The organism is Bradyrhizobium sp. Kon37 (assembly GCF_055807535.1).
This window is the reverse complement of the sequence record NZ_JBVVOY010000011.1, coordinates 144177-168582: the sequence shown is the minus strand read 5'-3', so window position 1 is coordinate 168582 and position 24406 is coordinate 144177. Positions and strand designations below refer to the sequence as shown.

At 66.2% G+C, this 24406-nt stretch carries 22 protein-coding genes and 2 riboswitches; of the genes, 3 read left to right on the top strand and 19 right to left on the bottom strand.

The features are described from left to right. On the bottom strand, positions 1–975 hold the full coding sequence (locus tag AC0L3J_RS21445) for an NAD-dependent epimerase/dehydratase family protein (RefSeq protein WP_456765012.1): 975 nt from the start codon (positions 973–975) through the stop codon (positions 1–3). A 16-nt stretch (positions 976–991) separates the two neighbouring features. Then, a complete protein-coding gene (gene hydA / locus AC0L3J_RS21440; RefSeq protein WP_456765013.1) occupies positions 992–2461 on the bottom strand; it encodes a dihydropyrimidinase in 1470 nt (489 codons plus the stop codon). A 56-nt stretch (positions 2462–2517) separates the two neighbouring features. On the opposite strand from hydA, the gene AC0L3J_RS21435 reads away from it, so the two are divergent. Continuing rightward, positions 2518–3180 (top strand): aspartate/glutamate racemase family protein, encoded by a 663-nt coding sequence (locus tag AC0L3J_RS21435; protein ID WP_456765014.1) that lies wholly within the window; start codon positions 2518–2520, stop codon positions 3178–3180. On the opposite strand, the gene AC0L3J_RS21430 is transcribed toward AC0L3J_RS21435, so the two are convergent. The 7 genes from AC0L3J_RS21430 to AC0L3J_RS21400 all read right to left on the bottom strand — a co-directional run bounded on the left by AC0L3J_RS21430 (position 3177) and on the right by AC0L3J_RS21400 (position 14038). After that, on the bottom strand, positions 3177–3845 hold the full coding sequence (locus AC0L3J_RS21430; protein WP_456769662.1) for a flavin reductase family protein: 669 nt from the start codon (positions 3843–3845) through the stop codon (positions 3177–3179). The two genes, AC0L3J_RS21435 and AC0L3J_RS21430, sit on opposite strands and share 4 nt — an antisense overlap. Positions 3846–3850: 5 nt before the next feature. Then, complete coding sequence (locus tag AC0L3J_RS21425) at positions 3851–4783, bottom strand: N-carbamoyl-D-amino-acid hydrolase (protein ID WP_456765015.1); 933 nt, start codon at positions 4781–4783, stop codon at positions 3851–3853. 129 nt (positions 4784–4912) lie between these two features. After that, positions 4913–6208 carry an aminotransferase class III-fold pyridoxal phosphate-dependent enzyme gene (locus AC0L3J_RS21420; protein ID WP_456765016.1) on the bottom strand — a complete coding sequence of 432 codons (1296 nt, stop codon included), beginning with the start codon at positions 6206–6208 and terminating at the stop codon, positions 4913–4915. 10 nt (positions 6209–6218) lie between these two features. Continuing rightward, entirely contained in the window at positions 6219–7799 is a 1581-nt protein-coding gene (locus AC0L3J_RS21415; RefSeq protein ID WP_456765017.1) for a hydantoinase B/oxoprolinase family protein, read from the bottom strand. Continuing rightward, positions 7796–9805, bottom strand: a complete 2010-nt coding sequence (locus tag AC0L3J_RS21410) for a hydantoinase/oxoprolinase family protein (RefSeq protein WP_456765018.1) — start codon at positions 9803–9805, stop codon at positions 7796–7798. The genes AC0L3J_RS21415 and AC0L3J_RS21410 overlap by 4 nt, the downstream gene beginning before the upstream one ends. A gap of 460 nt (positions 9806–10265) precedes the next feature. Beyond that, on the bottom strand, positions 10266–11693 hold the full coding sequence (locus tag AC0L3J_RS21405) for a PepSY domain-containing protein (RefSeq protein ID WP_456765019.1): 1428 nt from the start codon (positions 11691–11693) through the stop codon (positions 10266–10268). Between the two features lie 11 nt (positions 11694–11704). Then, positions 11705–14038, bottom strand: coding sequence for a TonB-dependent receptor (locus AC0L3J_RS21400; protein WP_456765020.1), 2334 nt, complete (start codon positions 14036–14038; stop codon positions 11705–11707). Between the two features lie 132 nt (positions 14039–14170). Further along, a riboswitch (cobalamin riboswitch) is annotated at positions 14171–14372 on the bottom strand. A 72-nt stretch (positions 14373–14444) separates the two neighbouring features. On the opposite strand from AC0L3J_RS21400, the gene AC0L3J_RS21395 reads away from it, so the two are divergent. Next, positions 14445–15017, top strand: a complete 573-nt coding sequence (locus AC0L3J_RS21395; protein WP_456765021.1) for a histidine phosphatase family protein — start codon at positions 14445–14447, stop codon at positions 15015–15017. Here the strand turns inward: AC0L3J_RS21395 and cobT are convergent, their stop codons facing one another. The 8 genes from cobT to cbiE form a co-directional block, all read right to left on the bottom strand. Continuing rightward, positions 15018–16070 carry a nicotinate-nucleotide--dimethylbenzimidazole phosphoribosyltransferase gene (gene cobT / locus AC0L3J_RS21390; protein ID WP_456765022.1) on the bottom strand — a complete coding sequence of 351 codons (1053 nt, stop codon included), beginning with the start codon at positions 16068–16070 and terminating at the stop codon, positions 15018–15020. Positions 16071–16085: 15 nt separating this feature from the next. Beyond that, a complete protein-coding gene (cobF, locus tag AC0L3J_RS21385) occupies positions 16086–16835 on the bottom strand; it encodes a precorrin-6A synthase (deacetylating) (RefSeq protein WP_456769663.1) in 750 nt (249 codons plus the stop codon). A 44-nt stretch (positions 16836–16879) separates the two neighbouring features. Then, complete coding sequence (locus tag AC0L3J_RS21380; RefSeq protein ID WP_456765023.1) at positions 16880–17557, bottom strand: energy-coupling factor ABC transporter permease; 678 nt, start codon at positions 17555–17557, stop codon at positions 16880–16882. 37 nt (positions 17558–17594) lie between these two features. Continuing rightward, positions 17595–17814: riboswitch (cobalamin riboswitch) on the bottom strand. A 45-nt stretch (positions 17815–17859) separates the two neighbouring features. Further along, entirely contained in the window at positions 17860–18591 is a 732-nt protein-coding gene (gene cobA / locus AC0L3J_RS21375) for a uroporphyrinogen-III C-methyltransferase (protein WP_456765024.1), read from the bottom strand. After that, entirely contained in the window at positions 18588–19898 is a 1311-nt protein-coding gene (locus tag AC0L3J_RS21370) for a cobyrinate a,c-diamide synthase (protein ID WP_456765025.1), read from the bottom strand. The genes cobA and AC0L3J_RS21370 overlap by 4 nt, the downstream gene beginning before the upstream one ends. After that, on the bottom strand, positions 19898–20680 hold the full coding sequence (gene cobM / locus AC0L3J_RS21365; protein ID WP_456765026.1) for a precorrin-4 C(11)-methyltransferase: 783 nt from the start codon (positions 20678–20680) through the stop codon (positions 19898–19900). The genes AC0L3J_RS21370 and cobM overlap by 1 nt, the downstream gene beginning before the upstream one ends. Next, positions 20677–21045 carry a cobalamin biosynthesis protein gene (locus tag AC0L3J_RS21360; protein ID WP_456765027.1) on the bottom strand — a complete coding sequence of 123 codons (369 nt, stop codon included), beginning with the start codon at positions 21043–21045 and terminating at the stop codon, positions 20677–20679. Before AC0L3J_RS21360 ends, cobM begins: the two co-directional genes overlap by 4 nt. After that, positions 21042–22223: a precorrin-6y C5,15-methyltransferase (decarboxylating) subunit CbiE gene (cbiE, locus tag AC0L3J_RS21355; RefSeq protein ID WP_456765028.1), complete on the bottom strand. Its 1182-nt coding sequence runs from the start codon at positions 22221–22223 to the stop codon at positions 21042–21044. The genes AC0L3J_RS21360 and cbiE overlap by 4 nt, the downstream gene beginning before the upstream one ends. On the opposite strand from cbiE, the gene AC0L3J_RS21350 reads away from it, so the two are divergent. Then, positions 22222–22968 (top strand): cobalt-precorrin-6A reductase, encoded by a 747-nt coding sequence (locus AC0L3J_RS21350; RefSeq protein ID WP_456765029.1) that lies wholly within the window; start codon positions 22222–22224, stop codon positions 22966–22968. The genes cbiE and AC0L3J_RS21350 overlap by 2 nt on opposite strands. Here the strand turns inward: AC0L3J_RS21350 and cobJ are convergent. Together cobJ and AC0L3J_RS21340 are read right to left on the bottom strand one after the other, a co-directional pair. Beyond that, positions 22944–23678, bottom strand: coding sequence for a precorrin-3B C(17)-methyltransferase (gene cobJ, locus AC0L3J_RS21345; protein WP_456765030.1), 735 nt, complete (start codon positions 23676–23678; stop codon positions 22944–22946). The genes AC0L3J_RS21350 and cobJ overlap by 25 nt on opposite strands. Further along, positions 23675–24406 (bottom strand): precorrin-2 C(20)-methyltransferase, encoded by a 732-nt coding sequence (locus AC0L3J_RS21340; RefSeq protein WP_456765031.1) that lies wholly within the window; start codon positions 24404–24406, stop codon positions 23675–23677. Before AC0L3J_RS21340 ends, cobJ begins: the two co-directional genes overlap by 4 nt.

Here is a 24406-nt window from a genome sequence, read left to right as displayed (position 1 = left end):
TCAGATCCACTCCTTGTGCTGCGTCAACCAGGCGCTCATCGCGACCGCCGACTCGGCGCAGCCGAACCTCGCGCGCCAGCCGAATTCATCCGCCATCCGGTTCACCGACAGCGGCGCGCGATGGGGCCCATGCAGCTTGATGAGGGTCTTCTCGCCGGGCGCCGCGAGCCGGCACTCCAGGCTGGGATGCAACGCCGCAAAGGCCTCGCCCCATTGCAGCGCAGGCCAAAGCCCTCCACTGGAGACGTTGTAGAGCCGGTGGCGCGGCCGCTCGGCCTCGATCAGCCGTGCAACGGCTTCGGCGGCATCCGGCGCGTAGATCCAGTCCCGCATGCCCACTTCGGGCATGATCGCCGGCTCGCCGCGGGCGAACGCGGCCAAGATCTGGAACTGGAGGCTTGGCGTGTCGCGCACAGAGCTTGGTCGCTCCCACGGTCCGAACAGCGCGCTCAGCCGCACGCTCAGGAAATCGCCGCCGAAGAGCTCGGCATGACGCGCCACCGATCGCTCCGAGGTAAACTTGCTGATGGCGTAGAACGAGACCGGATCGCAAGGCGTGTCCTCGTCCAGAATCTCGACCCGCGCACCCGCAGCACCATAGGCCGATGCCGAGGAGAGATTGACGACCCGTCGCACGCCACGACGGATCGCGGAGAGCAGGATCGGGATCTGCGCCATCACGTTGATTTCGAGAACGCGCGCAGTCGATGCTCTCTCCAATTCATCACCGGCGGTGATCGCGGCTCCAAGCACGATCGCATCAACGCCTTCGGCGATGAGGGCATCGATGGCATCGGCGTCGGTGATATCGCCCTGCACGGCTTTGAGCCGTGCGCCGTAGCCGGCAAGAGACCGCCGCGCGGATGGCGGCAACTCTGCACGATCATACAGCGTGACGTCATGCCCACGCGCGAGCAGCACCTCGGCGAGATTGAGGCCGACAAAGCCGGTGCCGCCGAAGATGACGATTTTCATCGCGCGCGATCCGCCATCACAGTAGCTTCGCTCCGAAATTACGTTCAGGATCCATGTCGGCCACGAGCCGGCCGGTGGGCTTGGCCGCCTCGCCGCCGCTGCGTGCCAGGAACTGGCCGCTGCCGGCGCTCGCGAGGCACTTGTTGCCGTCGATGATCACCCGGCCGCGCGACAGCACCGACACCGGCCAACCCTTCAGCTTCCGTCCCGCAAACGGCGTGTAGCCGGCGAGGTCGTGCATCATCTCATCGGCGATCACGGTCTCGCGATCGGGATCCCAGATCGCGATATCGGCATCGGCGCCGATCGCGATCGAGCCCTTGCGCGGATGCAGATTGTAGATCTTGGCCGGCGCGGTCGAGGTCAGCTCGACGAATTTTTCCAGACCCAACCGTCCTTTCGAGACCATCGCGTCAAACAGCAGCGGCAGGCGCAGCTCCAGTCCCGGCAGGCCGTTGGCGACCTGCTTGAAATTGGGATTTGGGCCGGCGCGCAGCTTGCCGGTCTCGTCGTAACGATACGGCGCGTGATCCGACGAGATGGTCTGGAGATCGCCGAGCGACAGCGCCTGCCACAGCGCCTCCTGGTCGGCATGCGTCCGCGGTGGCGGGCTGCACATCCACTTGGCGCCCTCGGCACCGGGCTTGTCGAGATCCGCTGCGGTCAGGAACAGGTACTGCGGACAGGTTTCGGCAAACACCTTCAACCCCTGCCCACGCGAATCCCGGATCACCTTGGCGCCCTCGGCTGTCGAGACGTGGAAGATCATGATGGGCTGGTCGATCAGTGCCGCCATGCCGATCAGCCGGGTGAAGGCCTCCGCCTCCGAGACGCGGGCGTGGCTGACGGCGTGATATTTCGGCATGGTGTAGCCGCGCGCGAGCAGCCGCTTCACCATCCAGGCGATGATGCCGTGGTTTTCGGCATGGGCGCACAGCATCGCGCCGGACTGGCGCGCGGCCAGAAGAATGTCCAGCAGCGGCTCGTCGTCGACCTTGAGCCGGTCGTAGGTCATGAAGATCTTGATCGAGGCGTGGCCCTGCTTCACCAGCGCCGGAATGTGCTCCTCGACTGTTTCCTTGGTCGCATCCGCAATGATCATGTGAAAGGCGTAGTCGATCACGGCGCCCTTCTTGGCGAGGGCGTGATAATCCTCCACCACCTGCGGCAGCTTCATGCCGACATGCTGGGCGGCAAACGGGATCACCGTCGTCGTACCGCCGAAGGCAGCCGAGACGGTCGCGCTCTCGAAGGTGTCGGCGTTCATGATGCCGGCAGCGGACAATTGCTCGATATGAGCGTGGCTGTCGACGCCGCCGGGTAGAACGAGCTTCCCGCGCGCGTCGATCTCGCGCTTCGCCGGCGGAAGCCCGCGCCCGATCGCGGCGATGGTCTCGCCGGAGATGGCGACATCGGCGTCAAAGACATCGGTCGTCGTCGCGACGCGCCCACCGCGAATAATCAGATCGTAAGCGGGTTCAGTCATGAGGCACTCCATGATAGGCTCAAGCCAAGTGATCGAAATTTTGCAGGAAGACCAGCATGTCCCGACCGCGCATTCTCGTCATCAATCCGAACTCCAACCCTGCTGTCACACAGGGGCTGGAGGACGCGCTGAAGCCGCTCGGCTTCGAAGGCGGGCCGGAGCTGGTCTGCCAGACGCTGGCCGAGGGCCCGTTCGGCATTGAAAGCCAGGCCGATGTCGACGGCGTCGCCATGCCGTTGCGCCGGCTGGTCGAGGGCGACAACAGCTCGGCTGCCTTTGTCATCGCCTGTTACAGCGATCCCGGGCTTCAGGTCTGCCGCGAAGGCACCGACCGGCCCGTGTTCGGCATCGCCGAATGCGGCGTGCTGACCGCGCTGGCCCGCGCAGAAACGTTTGGCGTCATCGCGATCGCCCAGCGCTCGATCCCGCGTCACATGCGCTATCTCAGGCAAATGGGACTGACCGAACGCCTCGCCGGCGAGCGGCCGCTCAACATGAGCGTCGCGGAAACCGCCTCGGGCGAAGGCACGCTCGCCAAAATGATCGATGTCGGCCGCGCGCTGCGCGACGAGGACGGCGCCCGTGCCATCGTGATGGGCTGCGCCGGCATGGCGCGGCACCGCCGCCCGCTGGAAGACGCGCTCGGCATTGCCGTGATCGACCCGACACAGGCGGCCGTCACGATGGCGCTGGGTACGGTGCAGTTCTCGAATCACTAGGCGTCCTTCAGCTCTTTGGCGTCCTGCCGCGCGAGCCATTGCGCGTGGCTCTCGCGGACAAGCGCAAACGTATCCCGCTGCGTCGTGTAGAGATTGCCGAACATGCGGCCGATCGGCCGGTAGGCGTCGAGGTCGACATACATGTTGGCCTCGTCCACGAGGCCCTCGCGGGCGTGAACCCGGAGCACTTCGCCGACCAGCAGCTCGCGATCGGGCGAAAAATTGAGCACGACGTGGCGCCGGCATTCGAGCGCAAAGGGTGCTGCGGCAAGGCGCGGCACCTTCACGTCGATCGAGGGAAGGGTCGCCAGGCCTGCCGCTACGACCTCGCTGTCACCGGACGGAAAGTCGACCGCGCAGTCGTTCATCGCCCCCGACAGCGCCTCGTCCACCATGTGAACGACGAACTCGCCGTCGCGATGGATGTTGCGGGTGGTGTCCTTCGGGCTGTGATCCGGCTTGTGCTGGAGACCGAGCACGATCAGCGCCGGACTCTCCGAGAACACGTTGAAGAAGCTGAACGGCGCGGCATTGACCGCACCGTTCGCGTCGAGCGTCGTCACCAGCGCAATCGGCCGCGGCACCACCACGCCGCAGAGCAGCTTGTAGCGGTCGCGCGGATCGAGCTCGCGCAGGGGAATACCTGATGTGCCCTTATCCGCCATCGACATCACTTCTCCGGCGGCGGCACAGCGCCGGTCTGGCTCGTGATCAGACCGTAATGCTCGATACGGCGATGCTGCGCGAAATTGAAGATCGTGGTCTTGCCGAAGTTTGTGGCATCGAGGTCGCAAGGGTGGACCAGCAGTTCGTCCTCCTCCGTCTTCGCTTCGGCGACGATTTGGCCATTGGGATCGACGATCAGGCTGCCGCCGAACAGCGGGTGTCCGTCCTCGTTACCGGCCTTGGCCACCGCGACCACCCAGGTCGCGTTCTGATAGGCGCCGGCCTGCGCCGAGAGGCGGTTGTGGAACAGGCGTTTCTCGACGCCCTCATCGCTCCTCTCCGCATTCACGGACGGGGTGTTGTAGCCGATCAGTACCATCTCGACCCCCTGCAAGCCCATCACGCGATAGGTCTCCGGCCAGCGCCGGTCGTTGCAGATGGCCATACCGATGATGCCGCCGAGCTCGCGCCAGACATTGAAGCCGAGATCGCCCGGCTCGAAATAGCGTTTCTCCAGATGCTGATGCGAGCGCTTGGTGTCGTATTCCACATGGCCGGGCAAATGGATCTTGCGATATTTGCCGACGATCTTGCCGGATTTGTCGGTCAGGATCGCGGTGTTGAAGTGATGCCCGTCCGGCGTCAGCTCCGCATACCCGAAATTCATCGCCATCTGGTGCTGCGCCGCGCGCTCGAACAACGGCCGGGTCGCCGCGTTCGGCATCTCGCGCTCGAACCAATTGTCGAACTCGGCCCGGTCCTCCACATACCAGCGCGGGAAGAAGGTCGTGAGCGCCAGTTCCGGATAGACGATCAGGTCGGCGCGCTTGCTCTTGGCCTCATCCATCAGCGCGATCATGCGCTCGACCACGGCCTCGCGGCTGTCGGCTTTCTGGATCGGGCCCATCTGGGCGGCGGCAACATTGACGGTACGCATCGGCGATTTCCTGGTGATGTCTTGTGTGAAGCAACAGTTTCAATCACGTGCCGGCGCGCGCAGCATAACGCAGCATCGCCCGGACTTTCCAGCCGGTGGCTGCCGATCGGCATGGTGTGCGCTGCACGCTCATTTCTGCTCCGCATCGGCAACATCCAGGCCATGGTCGAGTGCATCCAGAAGCTGCCCGGCCTCATGCTCGGAGATCACGAGTGGCGGTGCGAGGAACAGCGAGGTCTGCTCGCCGCTGGTCCCGATCACAGCGCCTGCGTCCAGGGCCCGCTCCGCGACGCGGGAGGCGATCGGCACCTCGGTGGTGTCGGCATGCCAGGAGCGCCAGTCCGGCCCGTGCAGCTCGACGGTCCAGTGCAGGCCCTGCCCCGCCACGCGCCGCACGCTCGGATGTTTCTGCGCGATGGCGAGCAGGCGCCGGGCGAACAGCTTTTCCAGGCCCCTCACGTGCTCCAAAATCTTGTCTTCGTTGACGACCTTCAGATATGCGCTGACGGCGGCCATGCTGATGGGATGCCCGCGAAGCGTGCCGTAATTCTGCCAGCTCGTGCCTTTGAGCCGCTCGACGATGGCTTTCGACACCACCACCGCGGCAACCGCCGCCGCGCCGCCACCTAGCGATTTTCCAAGCGTCACGATGTCAGGACGGCTCTCGGCGCCCTGGAACGCGAACCAGCGCCCGGCGCGGCCTGCTCCGGTCACCACTTCGTCGGCGATCCAGTATGAGCCAACCTGCCGCGCGCACCGCGCCACCTCGTCCTGGTAGGCGCCATCGTAGTAGATGCCGCCTTGCGTGTAGTCGATGATCGTCGCTGCCGTATCCGAAAGCAGGCGCGTGGCATCGGCCAGATATTCGCTGGGCGGGGTGTTGTTGGCGGGCGCGCCGTAGATCGCGCCGTGCGGTGCCGGCAATATCCGCACCGGCGCCATCGGCGCCGGCAGCTTTGAGCCGCCTGAGTGCACCGCAAGGCCGCCATGCCATTGCGGCTGCACGGTCATGCTGCGCGACAGGCCCGTAATGCCGTGATAGGCGCGTTCGCGCGTTGCCAGCGCGGATCGCTGCGTCAGCGCCTGACAGAGCGACAGCGCCATGTCGTTGGCCTCGCTGCCGCTGATGCAGAAGCGCACCGCGCCGACCCAATCCTCTTCGCCGCTGAACGCCGTGGCCATCAAATCGTCAGCGGCCTGCTCGCGGCCGACCCAGGTCCAGCCCTCGTTCACGACGGGCGTATCCGCGGCGCGGCGGATCGCCTCCACCATCGCGGGATGACGATGTCCGAGGCCGCCGCCGGTGTTGCTGCCGTCGATGAGCTTGCGACCATCCGACAGATGAAAATAGACGCCCTCGCCGCCGACCACGGCCATGGGCGCACTGTCGCCGGCATTGAGCCCGGTTCGCAACAATCTGCTCATTGCAATCCCTTCATTCCGCGGCCTCGACGCCGTAGCCACCACCGCCGCAGGTCTCGATCGTGACGAGATCGCCTTGCTGCAGCACCAGGTTCGACTTGCCGTCGATCGCGACGCTCGCACCCTGCCGGATCAGCGAAATGCGGCAGGCCTTGCCGGGTTCGCCGCCCTGCATGCCGAACGGCGCCATCACCATGCGCTCGATGCAGGTGGTCAGATGCATCGACGGCGCCAGGATGCGATAGGTACGAATGACGCCGTCCCCGCCGCGATGGGCGCCCGCGCCGCCGGACTGCCAGCGAATGGCCTGCTGCTCGATGCGGATGGCGTAATTCGCCTCGATCACCTCGACCGGCGTGTTCGAGGTGTTGGACAGATGCACCCGCGTCGCCGAGATGCCGGCCCGATCATGCCGCGCGCCCTCGCCACCGCCGTGGACCTCGTAGAGCATCTTCCATGAACCATTCTGTCGCGGCTCGGCGAAGAAGAGGACACCTGCCGTGGTCGCCCCGCCGGCCGACAGACGTTCGGGAATGGTGTGCTGCATGGCGCGGAAGATCGCATCGACGATGCGCATCGAGGTCTCGTGGTTGCCGGCTGCAACCGAGGCATTCCACCCCGGTTCCAGGATCGAACCCGGGCGCGTGATGATGGTCAGCGGCCGCAGCGCGCCCGCGTTCTGGTTCATGTCGCGCCCGCTCATGATGCGCGCGGCATAGGCTACCGCCGAACGCGCCATGAACGGCGTGGTGTTGCAGAAATTCGAGACGCGGTCGCAGCTTCCCGAAAGGTCGAAGGTCGCTTCGTCGCCTGCGATGGTGATCTTGACATGAATGCGCGCGGGCGCGTCATCGACGCCGCCGTCGTCCAGATAATCCTCGCCCTCGTAGACGCCATCAGGCAGATCGCGCAACGCCTCGCGCATCTCGATTTCGGAGAGATCGTGCAGGCGCGACTGCGCCGCCGTGAAGACCGCCTTGCCGTGCTCGCGGCAGAGCTCGACGATGCGCTTCTCGCCGGCTTTCGTTGCGGCGATCTGGGCGAGCAGATCGCCTTCGCAGGAGTCGGGATCGCGAACATTGGCCTTGAGCAGCTGCACGATCGGCGTATTGACGCCGCTTGCCGTGGCGATCAGAACCGGCGGAATGCGCATCGCTTCCTGGAAGGTGTCGATGGCTTTCGCAAAATAGCTGCCGGGCCAGGTGCCGCCGATATCGGGCCAATGCGCGAGGCTGACCGCGAACGCGACGATCTCGCCATCGACGAAGACCGGCCGCACGACCTTGACGTCGTTGAGATGATTGCCGCCGAGCGGGCCGACATTGTAGATCAGTGCGTCGCCGTCGTTCAGGCTGTCCCGCGGCACCACTTTCAGCAATTCGAGGACCGTATAGGCCATCGCGCCGAGATGGATCGGGATGTCGCGGCCCTGCCCGACCAGGTCGCCGCGGCCGTCCGTGATCGCCGACGACAGGTCGCCGGCCTCGCGCAGCAGCGGCGAGCGCGCCGAGCGCGTCATCACCAGGCTCATCTCCTCGGCCGCGGCCGAGAGCCCGTGCCTGATGACCTCGACGACGAACGGATCGAGCTTCATGCCGTCCCCCGCGTCAGGAACAGATTGCCTGAAACATCAGGCCTCGCCTGCCAGCGGGGCGGAACCACCACGGTCGACCATGCGTCTTCAATGATGGCCGGGCCGCTGACGATCTCGGTCAGCGAGGCGCGGTCGATGATGCGTGTGGCAATGTCGTGAAAGCCGTTGAACGAGCAGGTGCGCTCGCCTTTGGATACCGCCCTGACTGCGACGGCCGGCCGATTCACGACGGTCGTCGATGGACGGCGTGCCTGCACCCGCACGGACTCGATGACGCAGCTCTCGCCCGTCGCATAGCCGAACAGCTCGTGGTGCCGGGCCAGAAAATCCTTCTTCAGCGTGACCACGTCGAGCGGTCGCGCGAACGGCACCGGAATGGCGTCGTTCTGCGCGGCGTAGCGCATCAAGGCCACCAGCTCGATCTGAATCTCGGTCGTGGCCACGCCGTTGGCGACGAGCGGCGCCGAAGCATCGTCAATCAGCACCCCGATCCGCTCCGACACACGGGCGAGGTCGATGCCGTCAAGCGCAGCACGCAAGGTTTGCTGCTGGAGGAAGCTGAAATCGGCAGTGAGACAGCCCAGCGCCGAAAACGCACTCGACGCGCTGGGAACGACCACCTCGGCAATCCCGTAGAGATCGGCAAGCCCCGCGGCGTGCATTGGGCCGCCACCGCCAAAGGCGAGCAGCGTGCAATCGCGTCCGTCGATGCCGCGCTCGACCGTGACGCGGCGGAGCGCACGCGCCATTGTCGCATTCGCGACCTTGATGATGCCGAGCGCGGTTTCGGTCAGGCTCAGCCCCAGAGTGCGCGCGATCGGCGCGATGACATCACTGGCTGCCTTGATATTGATTCCGATCCGGTCGCCGAGCCTGGTTTCGGGATTGAGATAGCCGAGCACGGCGTTGGCGTCGGTGATGGTCGGCTCGGTACCACCGCGGCCGTAGCAGGCCGGTCCCGGCTCGGAGCCGGCGCTTTCCGGTCCGACGGTCAGGCTGCCGGGACCATGGCGCACGATTGATCCGCCGCCCGCTCCGATCGAATGAACCGCAAGCATCGGCTGACGCAGCGGCTTGTCACCGAGCATGCGGCCGTCTGTCATCTCGGCCTGGCCGTCGACGATCAGGCACACGTCGGTCGTGGTGCCGCCCATGTCGAACGTCAGCATGCGCGATGTGCCGAGCTGACGCGCGATGCTGACCGATGCCGAGACGCCGGCCGCCGGGCCCGACATCGCCATCACCAGCGGCCGCCGCTTTACCGCCGAGATCGGGACCATGGCGCCGGCCGAATGAAACACCTGCAGGCCGGGGCCGATCGGCAACCGCTGCTCCAGCTCGCTGAGATATTCGACGGCAATCGGCATCGCGGCCGCATTGAACACGGTCGCCGACGTCCGCTCATATTCGCGCGCCTCGGGATTGACCTCGTGCGACAGCGAGACGTGGGCGACGACGCCCTTGAGCCGCTCGCCGAGCATCTTCTCGTGCACCGGATTGGCGTAGGCATGAAGCAGCGCGACCGCGACGCTCTGCACGCCAGTCATTTTCAGCCAGGCCACCAAGCGCTCGATCTCCGCTTCATCCAGCGCCTTCAGCACCCGGCCCTCGTGGTCGAGGCGCTCGGCCAGGCCAAAACATCGTTCGGGCGGCACCAGCGGCGGCGATTTTGGCGGGACGTCGAGACGGTAGAGATCGCGCCGACGATAGCGCGCGATCTCTAGCACGTCGGCAAAGCCTTCGGTCGCCACCAGCGCCACTTTTGGCAGCCGTCCTTCGACGATGGCGTTGGTCACGCGCGTGGTGCCGTGGACGAAGCGCTTGACCTCGCTCTTGCGCAGGCCCACCGCCTCGATCGCCTCCAGCATCGCCTGAACCGGCGCCTGCGGGCGCGATGGCACTTTCGCGATCCGCGCCTCCGCGGGGGAGTGCCGGATCGCGATGATGTCGGTGAAGGTGCCACCGATATCGGTGCCGACTTCCCAGTGATTTTCGTCAGCGCTCATGTGTGGGTCAGCTGCGGACGACATTCGAACCGGACGCCGGGTGGTTCCCGTCCGTCGCGAAATTCAATCCCAAGCCGAGCGCGCTCATCGTCATCCCCTGTCATGCCACCGCTTGCGAGCGTGCGACAGAGCGATGGGCTCGGGATAGGGTCAGCGTTGTCGCAACGCACTGGAGCAGCCCGCGACCGGCGCGGCGCGCCAAGGCACATTTTAGTGCAGCGCTGCCCGCGGGGAGTGCAAATTCCTGTGGATCGTTCCACGCGGGATAAGTGCAGCGCACCACGTATTTCCTCGGACGAAACGCCACATCCGCTGCACTGCAATCCATGCGCCGCGCACGCGCTGTCTAATTTGCAGGCGATCGACTGGCGCTACGGGCCATGCGATTGCTTATGAGCTATGCATGGCAGTCGGCTCAGCCTCTCTTTATTGTACGATCAGTAAGCGTGGTTTTGCCCGCTCAACGCATCGCGACCAAGCGGCGCCAGCCGATGATGATGCCCGTGATGGAGAACAGAAAGCCGAGGGCGCAGAGTCCGACGACCAAGCCGTCGCGCAGCAACGGACGCGCGACGAGGACCGGAAAATCCAGCGTGTGCAGCGCGCCGTAGAACCACCGATAAGCCCGTCGCGACGAATCCAGCCTTTGCAGCAAATTGCCGTCGGCGCCGTCGATGTCGAACCAGAGGTCGCCGCAGTAGGAGCGGTAGACCGGGGCGCCTGGGACGGTGGACTGCGCGGGATAGCTGTTGTTGACGGCAAGGACCGACGTTACGCCGCAGCCGGCCGCGAGGCGCGCGGTCAGCTCTTGGACCTCATGAACATCCAGAGATCCCGTTGGTCCATCGCGGGGCGCGTCGCCTGCCTTGGTCAAGGTCTGACCGGCAAGCCCGGTCCGGTCCCGCCGATAGAGATTGCCGTTGAAGGCAAACCATTCGATCTCACGGGCCGACGGCGATACAGGCTGCCGATCGAGCGATGCAGCCGCTGCCCAGTTCGGTGAAGCGTTCATCACGCTGGATTCAGCCGAGGTCAATTGCCCACGCGAGAACAGCCGGCCGTGATCCATGGAGAGCCAGCCACTGAATATCCAGCTCAGCACGAAGACCATCGCAGCGAGGCCGATGAGATGATGCAGGGCATGCCAGCCACGATAGGGCGAGCCGATCAGACCGCGCCGAGGTTTGATCCGCGCAAGCCCGAGCACAGCGCCAAGCAAAGCTGCGATCAGGGCCAGCAGCGACAAGGTCCAGACCACGCGATCCCACAGCGACCAGTTGCTTCGCAGGACTGTTGGATAGATCCAGTGCAGCACGCTCCCGACGAGATTCCATCCGCGCTCGCTGCGCGTCGTATCCAGGACGATCTCGCCGGTGCGCGAGGAGACATAGACCTCCGTTCCGGCGGGATCGCCCAGGGCAGCCCGAAACAAGGGCCGATGGCGGTCAAAGCCGTTCGGCACGCTCCATTGGTCGTAGTCCGAACGCGCAACGATCGCGGCCCGCGCGGCATCAAGCCCACGGCTGCGTGCGTGATCTCGCGCGATGGCCAGCGCGACGCCGAAAGACGTGATCGACGCGTCGGCCCCATCGGAGGCGCGGACTGCGCCCGCGCGCGACGGCCCTGAGACGACATAGACCAGTCCATCGCTGCGCTGGATCAGGCGAACGCGCGTCGCATCCGCGATGCCGCTTGCGGCCACGGCATCGGCGACCGCAAGCCTCGTCTCAGCGCTAGCCAGCGGCACGAGCCCGGCAAAGCGTTCCGTTTCCGTCAGAGATGGAAACGGAACGAAGTGCATCACGATTCCCGTCGCGAACCACATCGCGAACAGCAGGCAGAACGCGACCCCGAGCCATCGATGCAGCAGGACGATCGCGCGCATCATCGATCAGCGTCCTACCATTTGAACGCGGCCGAGATTTCATAGGTGCGCGGCGCGCCCAGCAGGATCTGATCGGGATAGAACGGATCGCCCCAGATCGCATAACGCTTGTCGGCGATGTTGCGCACCCGGAATGTCAGGCGGGCCTGATCGACCGCATTGAACACGGTCTTGGGGATGTCGACGAAGGCGTAGACATCGGCCACGGTGTAGGCCTTCAGCGTCACGGTGTTGGCATCGGCGTTGTAGCGGTCGCCGACATGGCGGCCGGTGATGCCGAGCTCGACCGCCCAGGGCGTGAAGAACCGGTACGACGCGCCGGCATTGGCGACGACGCGCGGCACGTTCGGCGGCGTGTTGCCGGAGAACGAGCCGCCGACAAAATCGTAATCGGCGTAGCGCGCATCGACATAGGCGATGTTGCCCCAGAGACGCAGAGGCTCGATCGGCCGCACGGATGCGGCCAGCTCGACGCCTTTCGACTCCTGCCGCCCGGCGAGGTTGAGCTGCATGCCGCCGGCCGCGGCATAGACGTTCTTGCGCAGGATGTCATAGGCCGAGAACGACCACTCCGCCCGGTTGTCCCAGAACAGGTGCTTGACGCCGGTCTCGTAGGTGCGCGCGGTGGTCAGGTTGAGCGGATCGGTCGGATTGAGCAGGAAGATGTTGTTGGCCGAGATGTCGGCGCCGGTCGCATATTGGCTGAAGAAGGTCAGGCCCGGAACGGCTTCCCACGTGTAGCCGATGCGACCCGTGGTCGGGACCCAGGATTGCGAGAACGGAAAGCCAACGTTCACGAGCCCGGTCTTGTCGGTCGAGTTGCGGTCGAGCCCGATATGCTCGGCGCGGAGGCCGCCGACCACCGCAAAGGTCCGTGTCAACTTCAACCGGTCCTCGAACGACAGTGCCTCGTTGTCGATCCGCGCGGTCTGCTGCTTGGTCGTGAGCAAGCCGTAATAGCCGCGATCGGGATTGACCAGCGAGACGGAATCATCGGGGAAATTTGCGGCGCCCGGCCTCACGAAATCAAGGTAGCTTGAGGAAAGCGTCGTGACCAAGCGGTTGTCAAAGCCGGCGATATTCGCATCCCAGACCAGGTCGGTGATGTTGCCGACCAAGCGTTGGCTGTGCGCGACATAGAAGCGCCCACGGTCGACCATGTTCGTGCCGGAATTGAACGCCTCGACCTCGTTGTTGAGCCACGTGCGCTCTGCGCCATAACCATAGGCCTGGCTTTTCAACGTCAGGTCGGGCGCGAGCTTCAGCTCGAAGCCGCCGCGCAGCCACACTTCCTTCGCCACGTTCTTGTTGTCGAGGACGTTGTAGTTGGTGTTGAAGGTGCGGTCGTCGATCGTGACGGCCCCAAGATCAGTCTTGTTGAAATAATTGCCGGACACGATTCCCGTCGTCGCATGCGAACCGCTGAAGGCAATCGGCACCAGCGGCGCCCCCCAATAGGCTTTCGAACGATCCTCGCGGTATTCGATCGCGCCCCAGACCTTGAGGCTATCGGAGATGCGGTAGTTGAGCTGGCCCGACACATCGAGCGTCTTGGTGTTGGTGTCGTCGGCAAAGCCGTTGAGCGAGGAACGACTGACGTCGAAACGGTAGTCCAGTCCCTGCACATTGGTGCTGCCGCCCGAGCCGTAATGCGCGCGGAACGAGTTCAGCGAATCCCAGGAAAAATCCGCCTCGTTCCGGATCGGACCGGTGTGCGGCTGCTTGGTGACGAAGTTGATCGCGCCGCCGGCGGCGCCCTCGCCCGACATCAGCGACGCCGGCCCCTTCAGGAATTCGACGGCCTCCAGGTTGGCCGTGTCGGTGATCCGCGAGGTCATGTTCTGCGGACCGATCTTGATGCCGTTGTAGAGCGTGTTGATCTGGCTATTGGTGAAGCCGCGCATGGAGAAAGCCGACGGCTCGGCCGGATTGTCGCCGGCTGTGACGCCAACCGCTCCCTGCGCGACGTCGGACACGGTGCGATAGCCCTGCTCGCGCATGGTTGCGGCCGAGATCACCTCCACGGTCGCGGGCGTTTCGCGCACGGTCAGGCCAAGGCGCGAGGCGCTTTCGGCGACGGCATTGGTATTGAGCGGCGTCTGTGCTGCCGCAGTCGGCACGACAGGCTTGGGCACTGCGGATGCAGTCTCCGGCCGGCGCGCTGCTGCGCGGCGTGGGCCCTGCGCCTCCCGCGCGGCGGGCTTGGCCTGCTTGCGGGATTGGGCAGGCGTTACCTCGACCGGCGGCAGAGGTTCGCGAGCCTGCTGCGCCAGCGCGGCGGAGGGATCAAGAACGACAAAGGATGTGAGTGCGGCGGATGCAAGCAGAAGCGCACGCCGTCGTATCATGTGAACAGGAGACACGGTCTTGGACCTCGGTATGACGTCAGTGGCACGTCACCGCGAACCAAGGTCCCATCTTCCGGCTTATAAGCCTTCCGATGAAGCCGAATGTCTGTACTCCCCGACCGACATCTTCGCGTGTGACCACGGCTGACGGCAGGTCTCCTGGCTCGCGGGTCAATACCTTGCGTCGCCTTCCCGGGACCGAGATACCCAGTGGCATGTGATGCAAGATTCGCCGCTTACAGTTGCGGGGGCAGCCACGGCATTGGGGACAATGTCCCCGCACCGCATTCCCTTTTCATCCCCTCTCGGGGAAACCGTCGCGAGCATCTAGGATTACGATCCAGACAGAGTCAATGTGCCAGTTGCGGCGTTATTGCCACAACGACCAGTTTCCTTGGAGATAAGCATGGGAGGCGAGACCTTCCTCTGGCTGATACGGCACGCGCCCGTCGATGGCGTCGCGGGGACGATCCATGCAGCCGACGCACCGGCCGATCTCGGCGCTCGGGCGCAGCTGGAGGCGCTGCGGCAGCGCCTGCCGCGCGACGCCGCGAGCTATGCGAGTCCGTCGCGGCGCACGGTCGAGACGGCCCGCGCGCTGGGGCTCGAGCCGCTGCAGCTGGACGAATTCAGCGAGCAGAACTTTGGCGACTGGACCGGCCGTCGGCACGACGAGCTCGCCGCGACCGGTGGCGAGGCCTATGCACAGTTCTGGAGCGATCCTGCGTGCGGACGGCCACCGGGCGGCGAAAGCTTCGAGGAACAGGTCGCGCGCGTCCGGCTGGGTCTGTCGAGGATCGGCGCCGGGGCCGCGACGCTCGTCGTGCATTCCGGCACGATCCGCGCGGCGCTGTGCATCGCGCTGGATCTGACGCCTCAAGCGGCGCTCCGGTTTGTGATCGATCCGCTGTCGCTGACCCGGATCGACCGGCTCGCGACCGGCTGGCGCGTCGTCTCCGTCAATCAGCGGACGATTTGATCAGGCCGGACGATCCGGCACATTGGCCTGCGCAAAGGTCGCCATGCCGTTGTGGAGCGCACAGGCCGACCGCACCAGCGGCAGCGCGATGGCCGCGCCCGATCCTTCGCCGAGCCTGAGATCGAGGCTGATCAGCGGCTGCAGATTCAGCGCGCGAAGCACCAGCCGATGGCCCTGCTCGGCGGATTGATGCGAGGCCAGCAGGAACGGCTGGCACGAGGGGTTGAGCCGCGCCGCCGCCAGCGCCGCCACCGACACGATGAAGCCGTCGATCAACACGGGGATGCGGAGCTGTGCAGCCGCGATAATTGCACCGCAGATGGCCGCAATCTCGAGACCGCCGACGGCGCACAGGATCTTTTCGGGCGAAGCGCCCGCAATGCCATGGCGTGCGATCGCAGCGTCGATCACCCGCGCCTTGTGCACACGGCCGGCCGCGTCAACGCCGGTCCCGCTGCCCGCGATCTCCTCAGCGCTCACACCGAGCAAGCCGGCCGCGATCGCCGCCGATGTCGTGGTGTTGCCGATTCCCATCTCGCCGAAGATCAGAAGATCGGGCTGCCCGGCCTGCGCGCGCGTCACCGCACGTCGGCCGGCTTCGAACGCAAATGCCAGCTCTGCGGGGGTGAGCGCAGCTTCGATACTGAAATCGCGCGTGCCGCTGCGCGGCTTGTCGGTCACGATTCCAGCCATCTCCTCCTGCGCCAGCGTGCCGGAATCGACGACCTCCAGGCTGGAGCCCAGCTCACGCGCGAGCACCGAGATCGCGGCACCGCCGGAGGCAAAGTTCGCCAGCATCGCGATCGTCACTTCCTGCGGATAGGCCGAGACGCCCTGGGCGACGATGCCATGATCGCCGGCGAAGATAACGATCGGCACCCGCGCCGCGCGCGGTTGCTCGGTTGCTTGGAGGCCCGCAAGCTCGATCGCGAGCTGCTCGAGCCGGCCAAGCGCGCCGGTCGGTTTCGTCAGTTGCGCCTGCCGCGCCACCGCCGCCTCGCGATGGACTGCGGAGATATCGGGGCATTGTTGAGTGACCCATTCGGGGAGCATGCTGCCTCGCTTGCCTCACAGCCTGTGCTTGAGGATGTAACTGTCCATGATCCAACCGTGTCGTTCGCGCGCCTCTTGCCGCACCGCGACGATACGCGGGCCGATCTCGGCCAGCGCGCCGGACATGATGATCTGATCGGGCATGCCGAGATAGGCGCCCCACCAGATGTGCAGGCCTTTCGGATCGAGCGACTGGAACGCCGTGCCGCCGTCGAGCATCACCACCACGGTATCGACGCCTGCCGGCCAGCCGCCCTCACGCAAGCGACGTCCCGTCGTGACCAGAAAGGGCTCGCCGATGTCATTGAGCGGCAGCGCATGCGCCGCGCACAGCGTCTGGATCGAGGTGATGCCGGGAACGATCTCGATCTTTGGCGAGGGATTGAGCCGCCGCGCAATGCGCAGCGAGGAATCATAAAGCGAGGGATCGCCCCAGATCAGCAGCGCGACTCTGCCCTCGCCTTCGAGATGATCTGCGATCGTCTGCGACCAGGCAGCGGCGACGGCATCGTGCCAATCGTCCACGCCCTTGCGATAATCCGCTTCAGCGGCATCACGGACGGGCAGATCGAACTCGGCGATGCGCGTCGTGTCACTGGTGAGCACATCCGCGCAGATCGTCCGCCTGAGATCGGCGAGATCGGACTTTGCAGTCCCCTTGCGCGGGATCAGGACGAGATCGGCCGCGTTGATGGCAGTGATCGCGGCGCGCGTGAGCTGCTCGGGATCGCCGCAACCGATGCCTATCAGGGAGAGCGTGAGCATCGTGGCTGCGAAGGGCGGCATCACGGCCGCCCGTTCGCTTGTCTCTAGGCCGCGTTGTGCAAACGCGGTGTGACGAGGCCGGCCGCGGTGACGCCGCGCAGCGACTTCGCCAGCGCCAGCACCCCGAGATCGGCGAGCGGCTCGATCACGATGACGAGCGCATAGGACGCCGCGAAGGTCGCGATGTTGACGAGGTTGGTCGCGCCAAAACCGGCGCCATAGAGCGCCCAGAACGCCACCCAGGCGATGACGCCGGCCTGATAGGTCGTCGAAAGCGCCAGCGCCTGGCGGTACTTCAGATCGACATAGGCCGTGTTGCTCGAAATGATCCGCGTGGCGATCGCCTGGATCCCGAACAGCGGCACCAGCAGCGTGGTGACGTTCATGCCATATTGCGGCAGGTCGGGCGGCTCGAAGAAGAAGCCCTGGAACAGCAGGCCGAACGCGAGGCCGAAGGCCGCAGGCGCAGCTCCAAACAGCAGGAACAAGGTCGAGCCGAGGATGAAGTGCACTTCGGAGACGCCGACCGGGAAGTGCGGCAGGATCTCGAAGAAGATAAACACGAGTCCCGTGGTGGCGAGCGTCCGCGCCGCGAACGAAATGATGCCCTGCTCGCGCACGGTCTCGACCGCGAGCTTCAAGGCAACGCCGCCCACGGCGATGCCGGTTGCGTAACTCAGCACGAGCTTGGCGTCCGAGACTAGTCCGGGTTCGATATGCATGGCTCAGATCCTTCTTGCCGTCACACCCGACGGCCTTGGCCTCAAAACGTGCACGGCCGGTCTCCTGGCTCGCGGTTCACTGGGAGTCTCCGGCCTTCCCGAGCCTTGCGGCCCAGTGGCTGATCGAAGTCCCTCACCGCTTACAGTCGCGGGGGCGGCTGGGGTTTTGGGCGCCGCAACTGGGTCCGCCCATCCCCATTCCCGATTATGCTCCGGCGCTTTGCGCCGCGTCGAGCACCATGCGTCTCCTGTGTGCCCCTTTCGCCAGCCGGGCGTCAAGGGGCGAAGGGCGGCCGAGAGCGTCATGACGGATAATCCCCGGCCAGCGCGCCGAACAGGATGACGGCCGCCGTGGAGGCCGCTCCGCCTCGCGCAACCTGCTCGGCAAGTTCCGAAATGGTGGTGCGGACCAGCCGCTCATCGGGACGGCCGAGCGATTCGGCGAGCAACGCCGGAGTGGTTGGGGCGAGGCCATGCTCGATCAATTTCGCGACAAGCGCCGGAAACGTGCGGCGACCCATATAGACCACGGTCGTCGCCTCGGGATCGGCCAGCGCTACCCAGTTGAGGTCTGGCGGCAGCTCGCCGGTGACGTCCGCGCCGGTAATGAATTGCACCCGGCGCGAGGTATGGCGCCGGGTCAGGGGAATCCCGGCCTGAGCCGCAGCCACGCAGGCCGTGGTGACACCGGGAATGATCTCGTAGCCGATGCCCGCTTCCCGCAGCGTCTCGAGCTCCTCCTCGAGCCGGCCAAAGATGCCGGCATCGCCCGACTTCAATCGCACCACGCGCGCGCCTGTTGCGGCGTAGTCGACCAGCAATCGATTGACGTGGTGCTGCTTGGTCGAGGCCCGTCCTGCCCGCTTTCCCACCGCGACGAGATTGGCGCCGGGCCGGGCCAGATCGAGGATCGCGCCTGAAGCAAGATCGTCATAGAGCACGACGTCGGCCTCGCGCAGCCGCGCGGCACCCTTGAGCGTGAGCAGCTCGGGATCGCCGGGGCCGGCAGAGACAAAGGAGACAAAACCGCTCACCGGTCCTCCGCGATCAGGTGGAAGAACGTGCCGGTGGCTTGTCCCCGCCGCGAGCCGGTCTCGGCGATGACCGCGCCTGTCGCGTCGTGCACGACCGCCAGCGCCGTGTCGGGCTGCGCGACGATCGTCGAGTAGTGGAATTCGTGGCCACGCAGGCGTGCACCCGCCTGATGACCCGGCATCGGCGCGGCGAGCTCGGCCAGACGATAGCCCAGATGCATGCGGCGCTTGGCAAAACTCGTCTCCAGGCCGAGCAGGCCCGTCATCTCGTGGCGGATGCCATCGGCGTCGGTCAAAGCGGTGCCCAGCACCATATAGCCTCCGCACTCGCCATGCACCGGGCGCGTTTCGGCGAAGGCGCGCAATCCGCTGCGGAAGCGCGCATTGGCCGCGATCCTGCCGGCCTGCAGCTCGGGATAACCGCCGGGCAGCCAGCACACATCGGCGCCCGGATCAGGGCCTTCATCGGCGAGCGGCGAGAATGTCGATATCTCCGCACCCGCCGCGCGCCACGCTTCCAGCATATGCGGATAGACGAAGGAGAATGCAGCGTCACGGGCGAGCGCAATGCGCTGGCCGGGCGGCGTTACGTTCACGCCGCTCGCGGCAGGTTGCGGCGACCAGGTGGCAGCCGAACGCAGCACCGCGTCGAGATCGACATGTTCGGCAACGAAGCGGGCGGCCTCGTCGATCAGCTTGCCGATCTCCGCCTGCTCCTCGGCCTGGACCAGTCCGAGATGCCGTTTCGGCAGGCTGATCTCGGCATGGCGCGGCAGCGCGCCGAACACGGCGATGCCGGCATCCAACAGCGCGCGCCGCACGAGGGCTTCGTGGCGCGGGCTCGCAACGCGATTGAGCACGACGCCCGCAAGGCGCAAGCCGGGACGGTAATCGCGAAGGCCCGCGGCAATCGCGGCCGCCGTTTGGGCCTGGCCCGAGGGATCGATCACCAGCAGCACTGGCCAGTCCAGCATCTCCGCGATATCGGCGGTCGCTCCGGTGCCGCAGACGCCGCGCGCGGCAACGCCGTCGAACAGGCCCATCGAGCCTTCGGCCAGCACGACATCTGCGTCAATGCCGCGACTGACGAGATGCGAGATCGTCCCGCGATCCATCGCCCAGCTGTCGACGTTGACCGAGGCGCGCCCCGTCGCGGCCGCATGAAACGCGGGATCGATGTAATCGGGGCCGCTCTTGAAGCACTGCACCCGCAATCCGCTGTTGCGCCAGGCGCGCGCGAGCGCCAGCGTCAGCGTCGTCTTGCCGACGCCGGAGGCCGGCGCGGAGATGACGAGCCCTGCCGCCATCACGACACCTCCGGAAAACGCGGTTCGGCGCCGACCGGCCGATAGCGGCGATCATAGTCGCCGGCATAGAGACGGCTCTCGGAAAATTCCGCCGCGCCCAGCGTCCTGCCGACCAGGATGAGCGCGGTGCGCTCCATCTCGCTGCCGACGGCAACGTCGAGCGTTGCGAGCGTGGCGCGGACGATGCGCTGGTCGGGCCAGCTCGCACGCCAGACGATCGCGACCGGGCAGTCCGCGCCATAATGCGGCGTCAGCTCGGCGACGACCTTGTCGAGCAGATGGATCGACAGATGGATCGCGAGCACCGCGCCGGTGGCGGCGAAGGCGGCGAGCTTCTCGCCTTCCGGCATCGCACTGGCGCGGCCCGGCGTGCGCGTCAGCACCACCGTCTGGGCAAGGCCGGGCAGCGTCAGCTCAGCCTCCAGCGCAGCCGCGGCGGCCGAGAAAGAGGGAACGCCGGGCGTGACCGTGTAGGGAATGTCGAGCGCGCGCAGGCGGCGGAGCTGCTCGCCCATCGCCGACCAGATCGAGAGGTCGCCCGAGTGCAGCCGCGCAACGTCCTTGCCGTCAGCATGTGCGGCGGCGATCTCCGCGACGATTTCGTCGAGCGACAGCGGCGCGGTGTTGACGATGCGCGCGCCGGGCGGGCAATGCGCCAAGACGCCCTCAGGCACCAGCGAGCCGGCATAGAGACAGACCGGACAGGCGGCGATGAGGTCGCGGCCGCGCAACGTCAGCAGGTCAGGCGCGCCCGGTCCTGCACCGATGAAATGCACCGTCATGCACCATCTCCTTCCGCGATCGCCGCGGTCGCGGTGCGATCCCGCGAGACCACCCGCGTCGCGATCAACCGCGCGCCAGGTCCAGCTGCCGCGAGTGCTGCGGCCTCGGCGACCGATCCTGTTCCGAATTTTTCGGCGACGAGTTTTGATTTTGTCGGCGTGTCGATGCTAACAAGCATTTCGGCGGCGATCGCCTTGATCGGCACGCCGCATTCGCGCGCAAGTTGCTTCAGCGCCTGCGCGTCCGCTTTATCACTCACGGTCGCGACCGCAGCAAGGCCTTCGGGACCGCCCGCCGCCATCAGCACCTCGCGCAGCGAGCCCAGCGTGACATCCTTTTTGAATCCGAGCCCGGCGACCTTCATCGGACCGTGCTCCATTGCACCACGGGCCGCACCGTCTCCCAGGAGCGGTAGCGGCCGAGCGGAGTGGCGTGCGCAATCTCGACCCGCATCAAGTCGCCGCCGTGGCGCTGGTGCAGCTCACCCAGCAGCGCTTCCGTTTCCAACGTTACCGAATGCGCAACCAGCCGCGTACCGGGCGAGAGCCGCGACCAGATGGCGTCGAACATCGCGATGTCGAGCCCGCCGCCGATGAAGACGGCGTCAGGCCCGTCCAGCGCAGCAAGGGCCTCAGGCGCCTTTCCCGTGATGACTGTGATTCGATGCGCCAATCCGAACGCCGCCGCATTGTTGCGGATGCTCGCAACGCGATCCTCGCGCGCCTCGACGGCGATCGCCGTCCCGCCGCACAGCGCCCACTCGACCGAGATCGAACCCGAGCCCGCGCCGATGTCCCACAGCCGTTCGCCGGGACGCGGCGCCAGCGCCGAGAGCGCGAGCGCACGGACCGGACGCTTGGTGATCTGGCCGTCATGGACGAAGAGATCGTCCGACAGTCCCGAGCTGCGAGGAAGGCCCTGCGCTCCTCTCGCCTCCACGGCCACCGTGACCAGGCTTCCCGCAAGATCGCCTGTGAAGCTGTCGGCGCGATGCGCGTTGATACTTTCGCGCGGCCCGCCAAGCGCGGTAAGCGTCCAGAATGCCGAGGCACCCCATCCGCGCGTCGTCAGCCATTTTGCGAGATCACCAGCCGCCTTCGCGTCGCGTACGAGGCAAATGATGCGCGCATCGTGCGCCAGATGCGGCACGAGACGCTCGAATGGCGCGCCGTGGAGACCGAGACACGCAACGGATTCCAGACGCCAGCCAAGCCGCGCAGCAACGAGCGAGAATGTCGAGGGAGCCGGATACGCGATCCATTCGTCGCTATGGAGCTTTTCAGCGAGGTTCGCGCCGGCGCCGAACCAGAACGGATCGCCGGAGGCGAGCACCACCGTGGGACGCCCGCGGCGGCTCAGCACGATCTCTGCATCGAACGGCACCGGCCACGGGCGTCCGCGCTCCGTCACGCCGGCCAGTGCAAGATGCCGTTCACCGCCAAAGACAGTTTCGGCATCATCGAGCGCCTTTCGGCTTGCCTCGGATAGCCCGGCAAGGCCATCTTCGCCGATACCGATGATGGTCAGCCAGGGATCAGCCATGACGCGCGCCCTCATTCTGGGCGGGACGGCCGACGCGAGCCTGCTCGCGGCGGAGATCGCGCGCGCCGGCATTGACGCTGTCTATTCCTACGGCGGCCGCACCCGTGCGCCGGCCGGTCAGCCGTTGCCGACGCGTATCGGCGGTTTTGGCGGCGTCAGCGGTCTTGCCGATTACATTCGCCGGCAAGACATCACGCATGTGATCGACGCTACGCATCCCTTTGCCGCCGAAATGAGCCGCAATGCGGTCGCGGCATGCGCGGAAACCGGTACGCCGCTGATCGCTCTCGAGCGTGCGCCCTGGACCAAAGCGCCCGGCGACGACTGGATCGACATACCTGATGTCAATGCCGCGGTCGCCGCACTGCCCGAGGCGCCGGCAAATGTGTTCCTCGCCATCGGCCGCCAGCACATCGCGCCGTTCGCGACCAGGCCGCAGCACGCCTACACGCTGAGATTCGTCGATCCGGCCGAAGCGCCGCTGCCCTTTGCCGCGGATGTCATCGTGTCGCGTGGGCCGTTCACGCTCGAGGGCGAGCTGGAGATGCTGCGCGCGCGAGGCATCACCCGGATCGTCGCCCGCAATTCGGGTGGCGACGGCGCGCGCGCCAAGATCGACGCTGCGCGGGTACTCGGCCTGCCCGTGATCATGATCGCGCGACCGCAATTGCCGGAACGGTTTCGGGTCGAGAGCGTGGCCGAGATCATGCAGTGGCTCGGTCATCGGGCCTGCCTCGGCGCATAGACCCAGCGGCCGACGCGGCGCGTCTGCGAGTTGCCGACGATTACCAGCGTGCGCATGTCGGCCATCTCGGGTATCGCTTCATTCAGCCTGACGGTCTCGATCCTTTCATCGGCGGCGCTGATCGCGCGCGCGAAGATCACGAGGCGCTCGCCGCAGCCGGCCTCGTTCAGCACCGCAAGCGCACGGCCAAATCCTTCCGGTCGGCTCACTGAGCGCGGATTGTACATCGCAATGGCAAAATCGGCTTCCGCGGCGAGCCGCAGGCGCTTCTCGATCAGCGCCCACGGCTTGAGATTGTCGGAGAGATTGATCGCACAGAAATCATGGCCGAGCGGCGCGCCGGCGCGCGCGGCAGCCGCCAGCATCGCGGTGATGCCGGGCAGCACACGGATCGGCAGTTCCTGCCATTGCGGCGCGTGTTCGAGCGCCTCGAACACGGCGGAGGCCATTGCGAAGACGCCGGGGTCACCGGAGGACACGATGACGACTTGCCCGCCTTCGGCCGCAAGCCGCAGCGCCTCGCTCGCGCGCTGCAGCTCTTCGCGATTGTCGGAGGGATGCAGCTTGAGTCCCGGTCGCGGCGGCACGCGCGCGACATAGGGCGCGTAGCCCAGAATGTCGGTCGCGGCGGCAAGCGCGGCGGAGACTTCGGGCGTCACCAGCGCATCGCTGCCCGGCCCGAGGCCTGCGATGGTCAGCGTGCCCGTCATTCGGCGGCGTCCGGATGCCGGCCCTTGCCGTGCACGAGTACGATCGCGAAATAGGGGCAATCGGCGGCATCGATCTCCGCGAGCCGCACCACGCGCTCGCCCGGCATGGTGCCGCGCTCGACCAGCCAGGCATCGTCCAGCCGTCCGGCGGCAGCGAGCGCGCGGCGGACCTTTGCGAGATTGCGCCCGGTCTTCATGATCACGAGCGCATCGGAATCGCGCATTCGGCGTTCGAGCTCGGCCTCGGCGAGCGTGCCCATGAGCACCGTCGTCACATCGTCGCCAAGCGCGATCGGCTGTCCCACGCCATTCCAGCAGCCGACCATGCCGGGAATGCCGGCGATCACCTCGATCTCGACACGGCCCTGCAGGCGCGTGTGCAGATGCATGAAGGAGCCGTAGAAGTAAGGATCGCCCTCGCAAAGCACGACGACGTCGACCGCGCGCGCCAGCCGCGCCAGACGTTCCGACCATTCATCGTAGAATCCGGCAAGCAGCTGGACATATTCAGGCGTGTCGAAGGCGATCTCGGTCGTAACAGGATATTCCATCGGATATTCGGTGACGTCGGCAGCCAGCATGCCCTCGACGATGCGGCGCGCCTGGCCGGGCCGGCCCTTCTTGCGGAAATAGGCGACATGCTTTGCGCCGCGCACCGTGCGATCGGCGCGCACGCTCATCATGTCAGGATCACCGGGGCCGAGACCGCAGCAAATGATGCGTCCCAT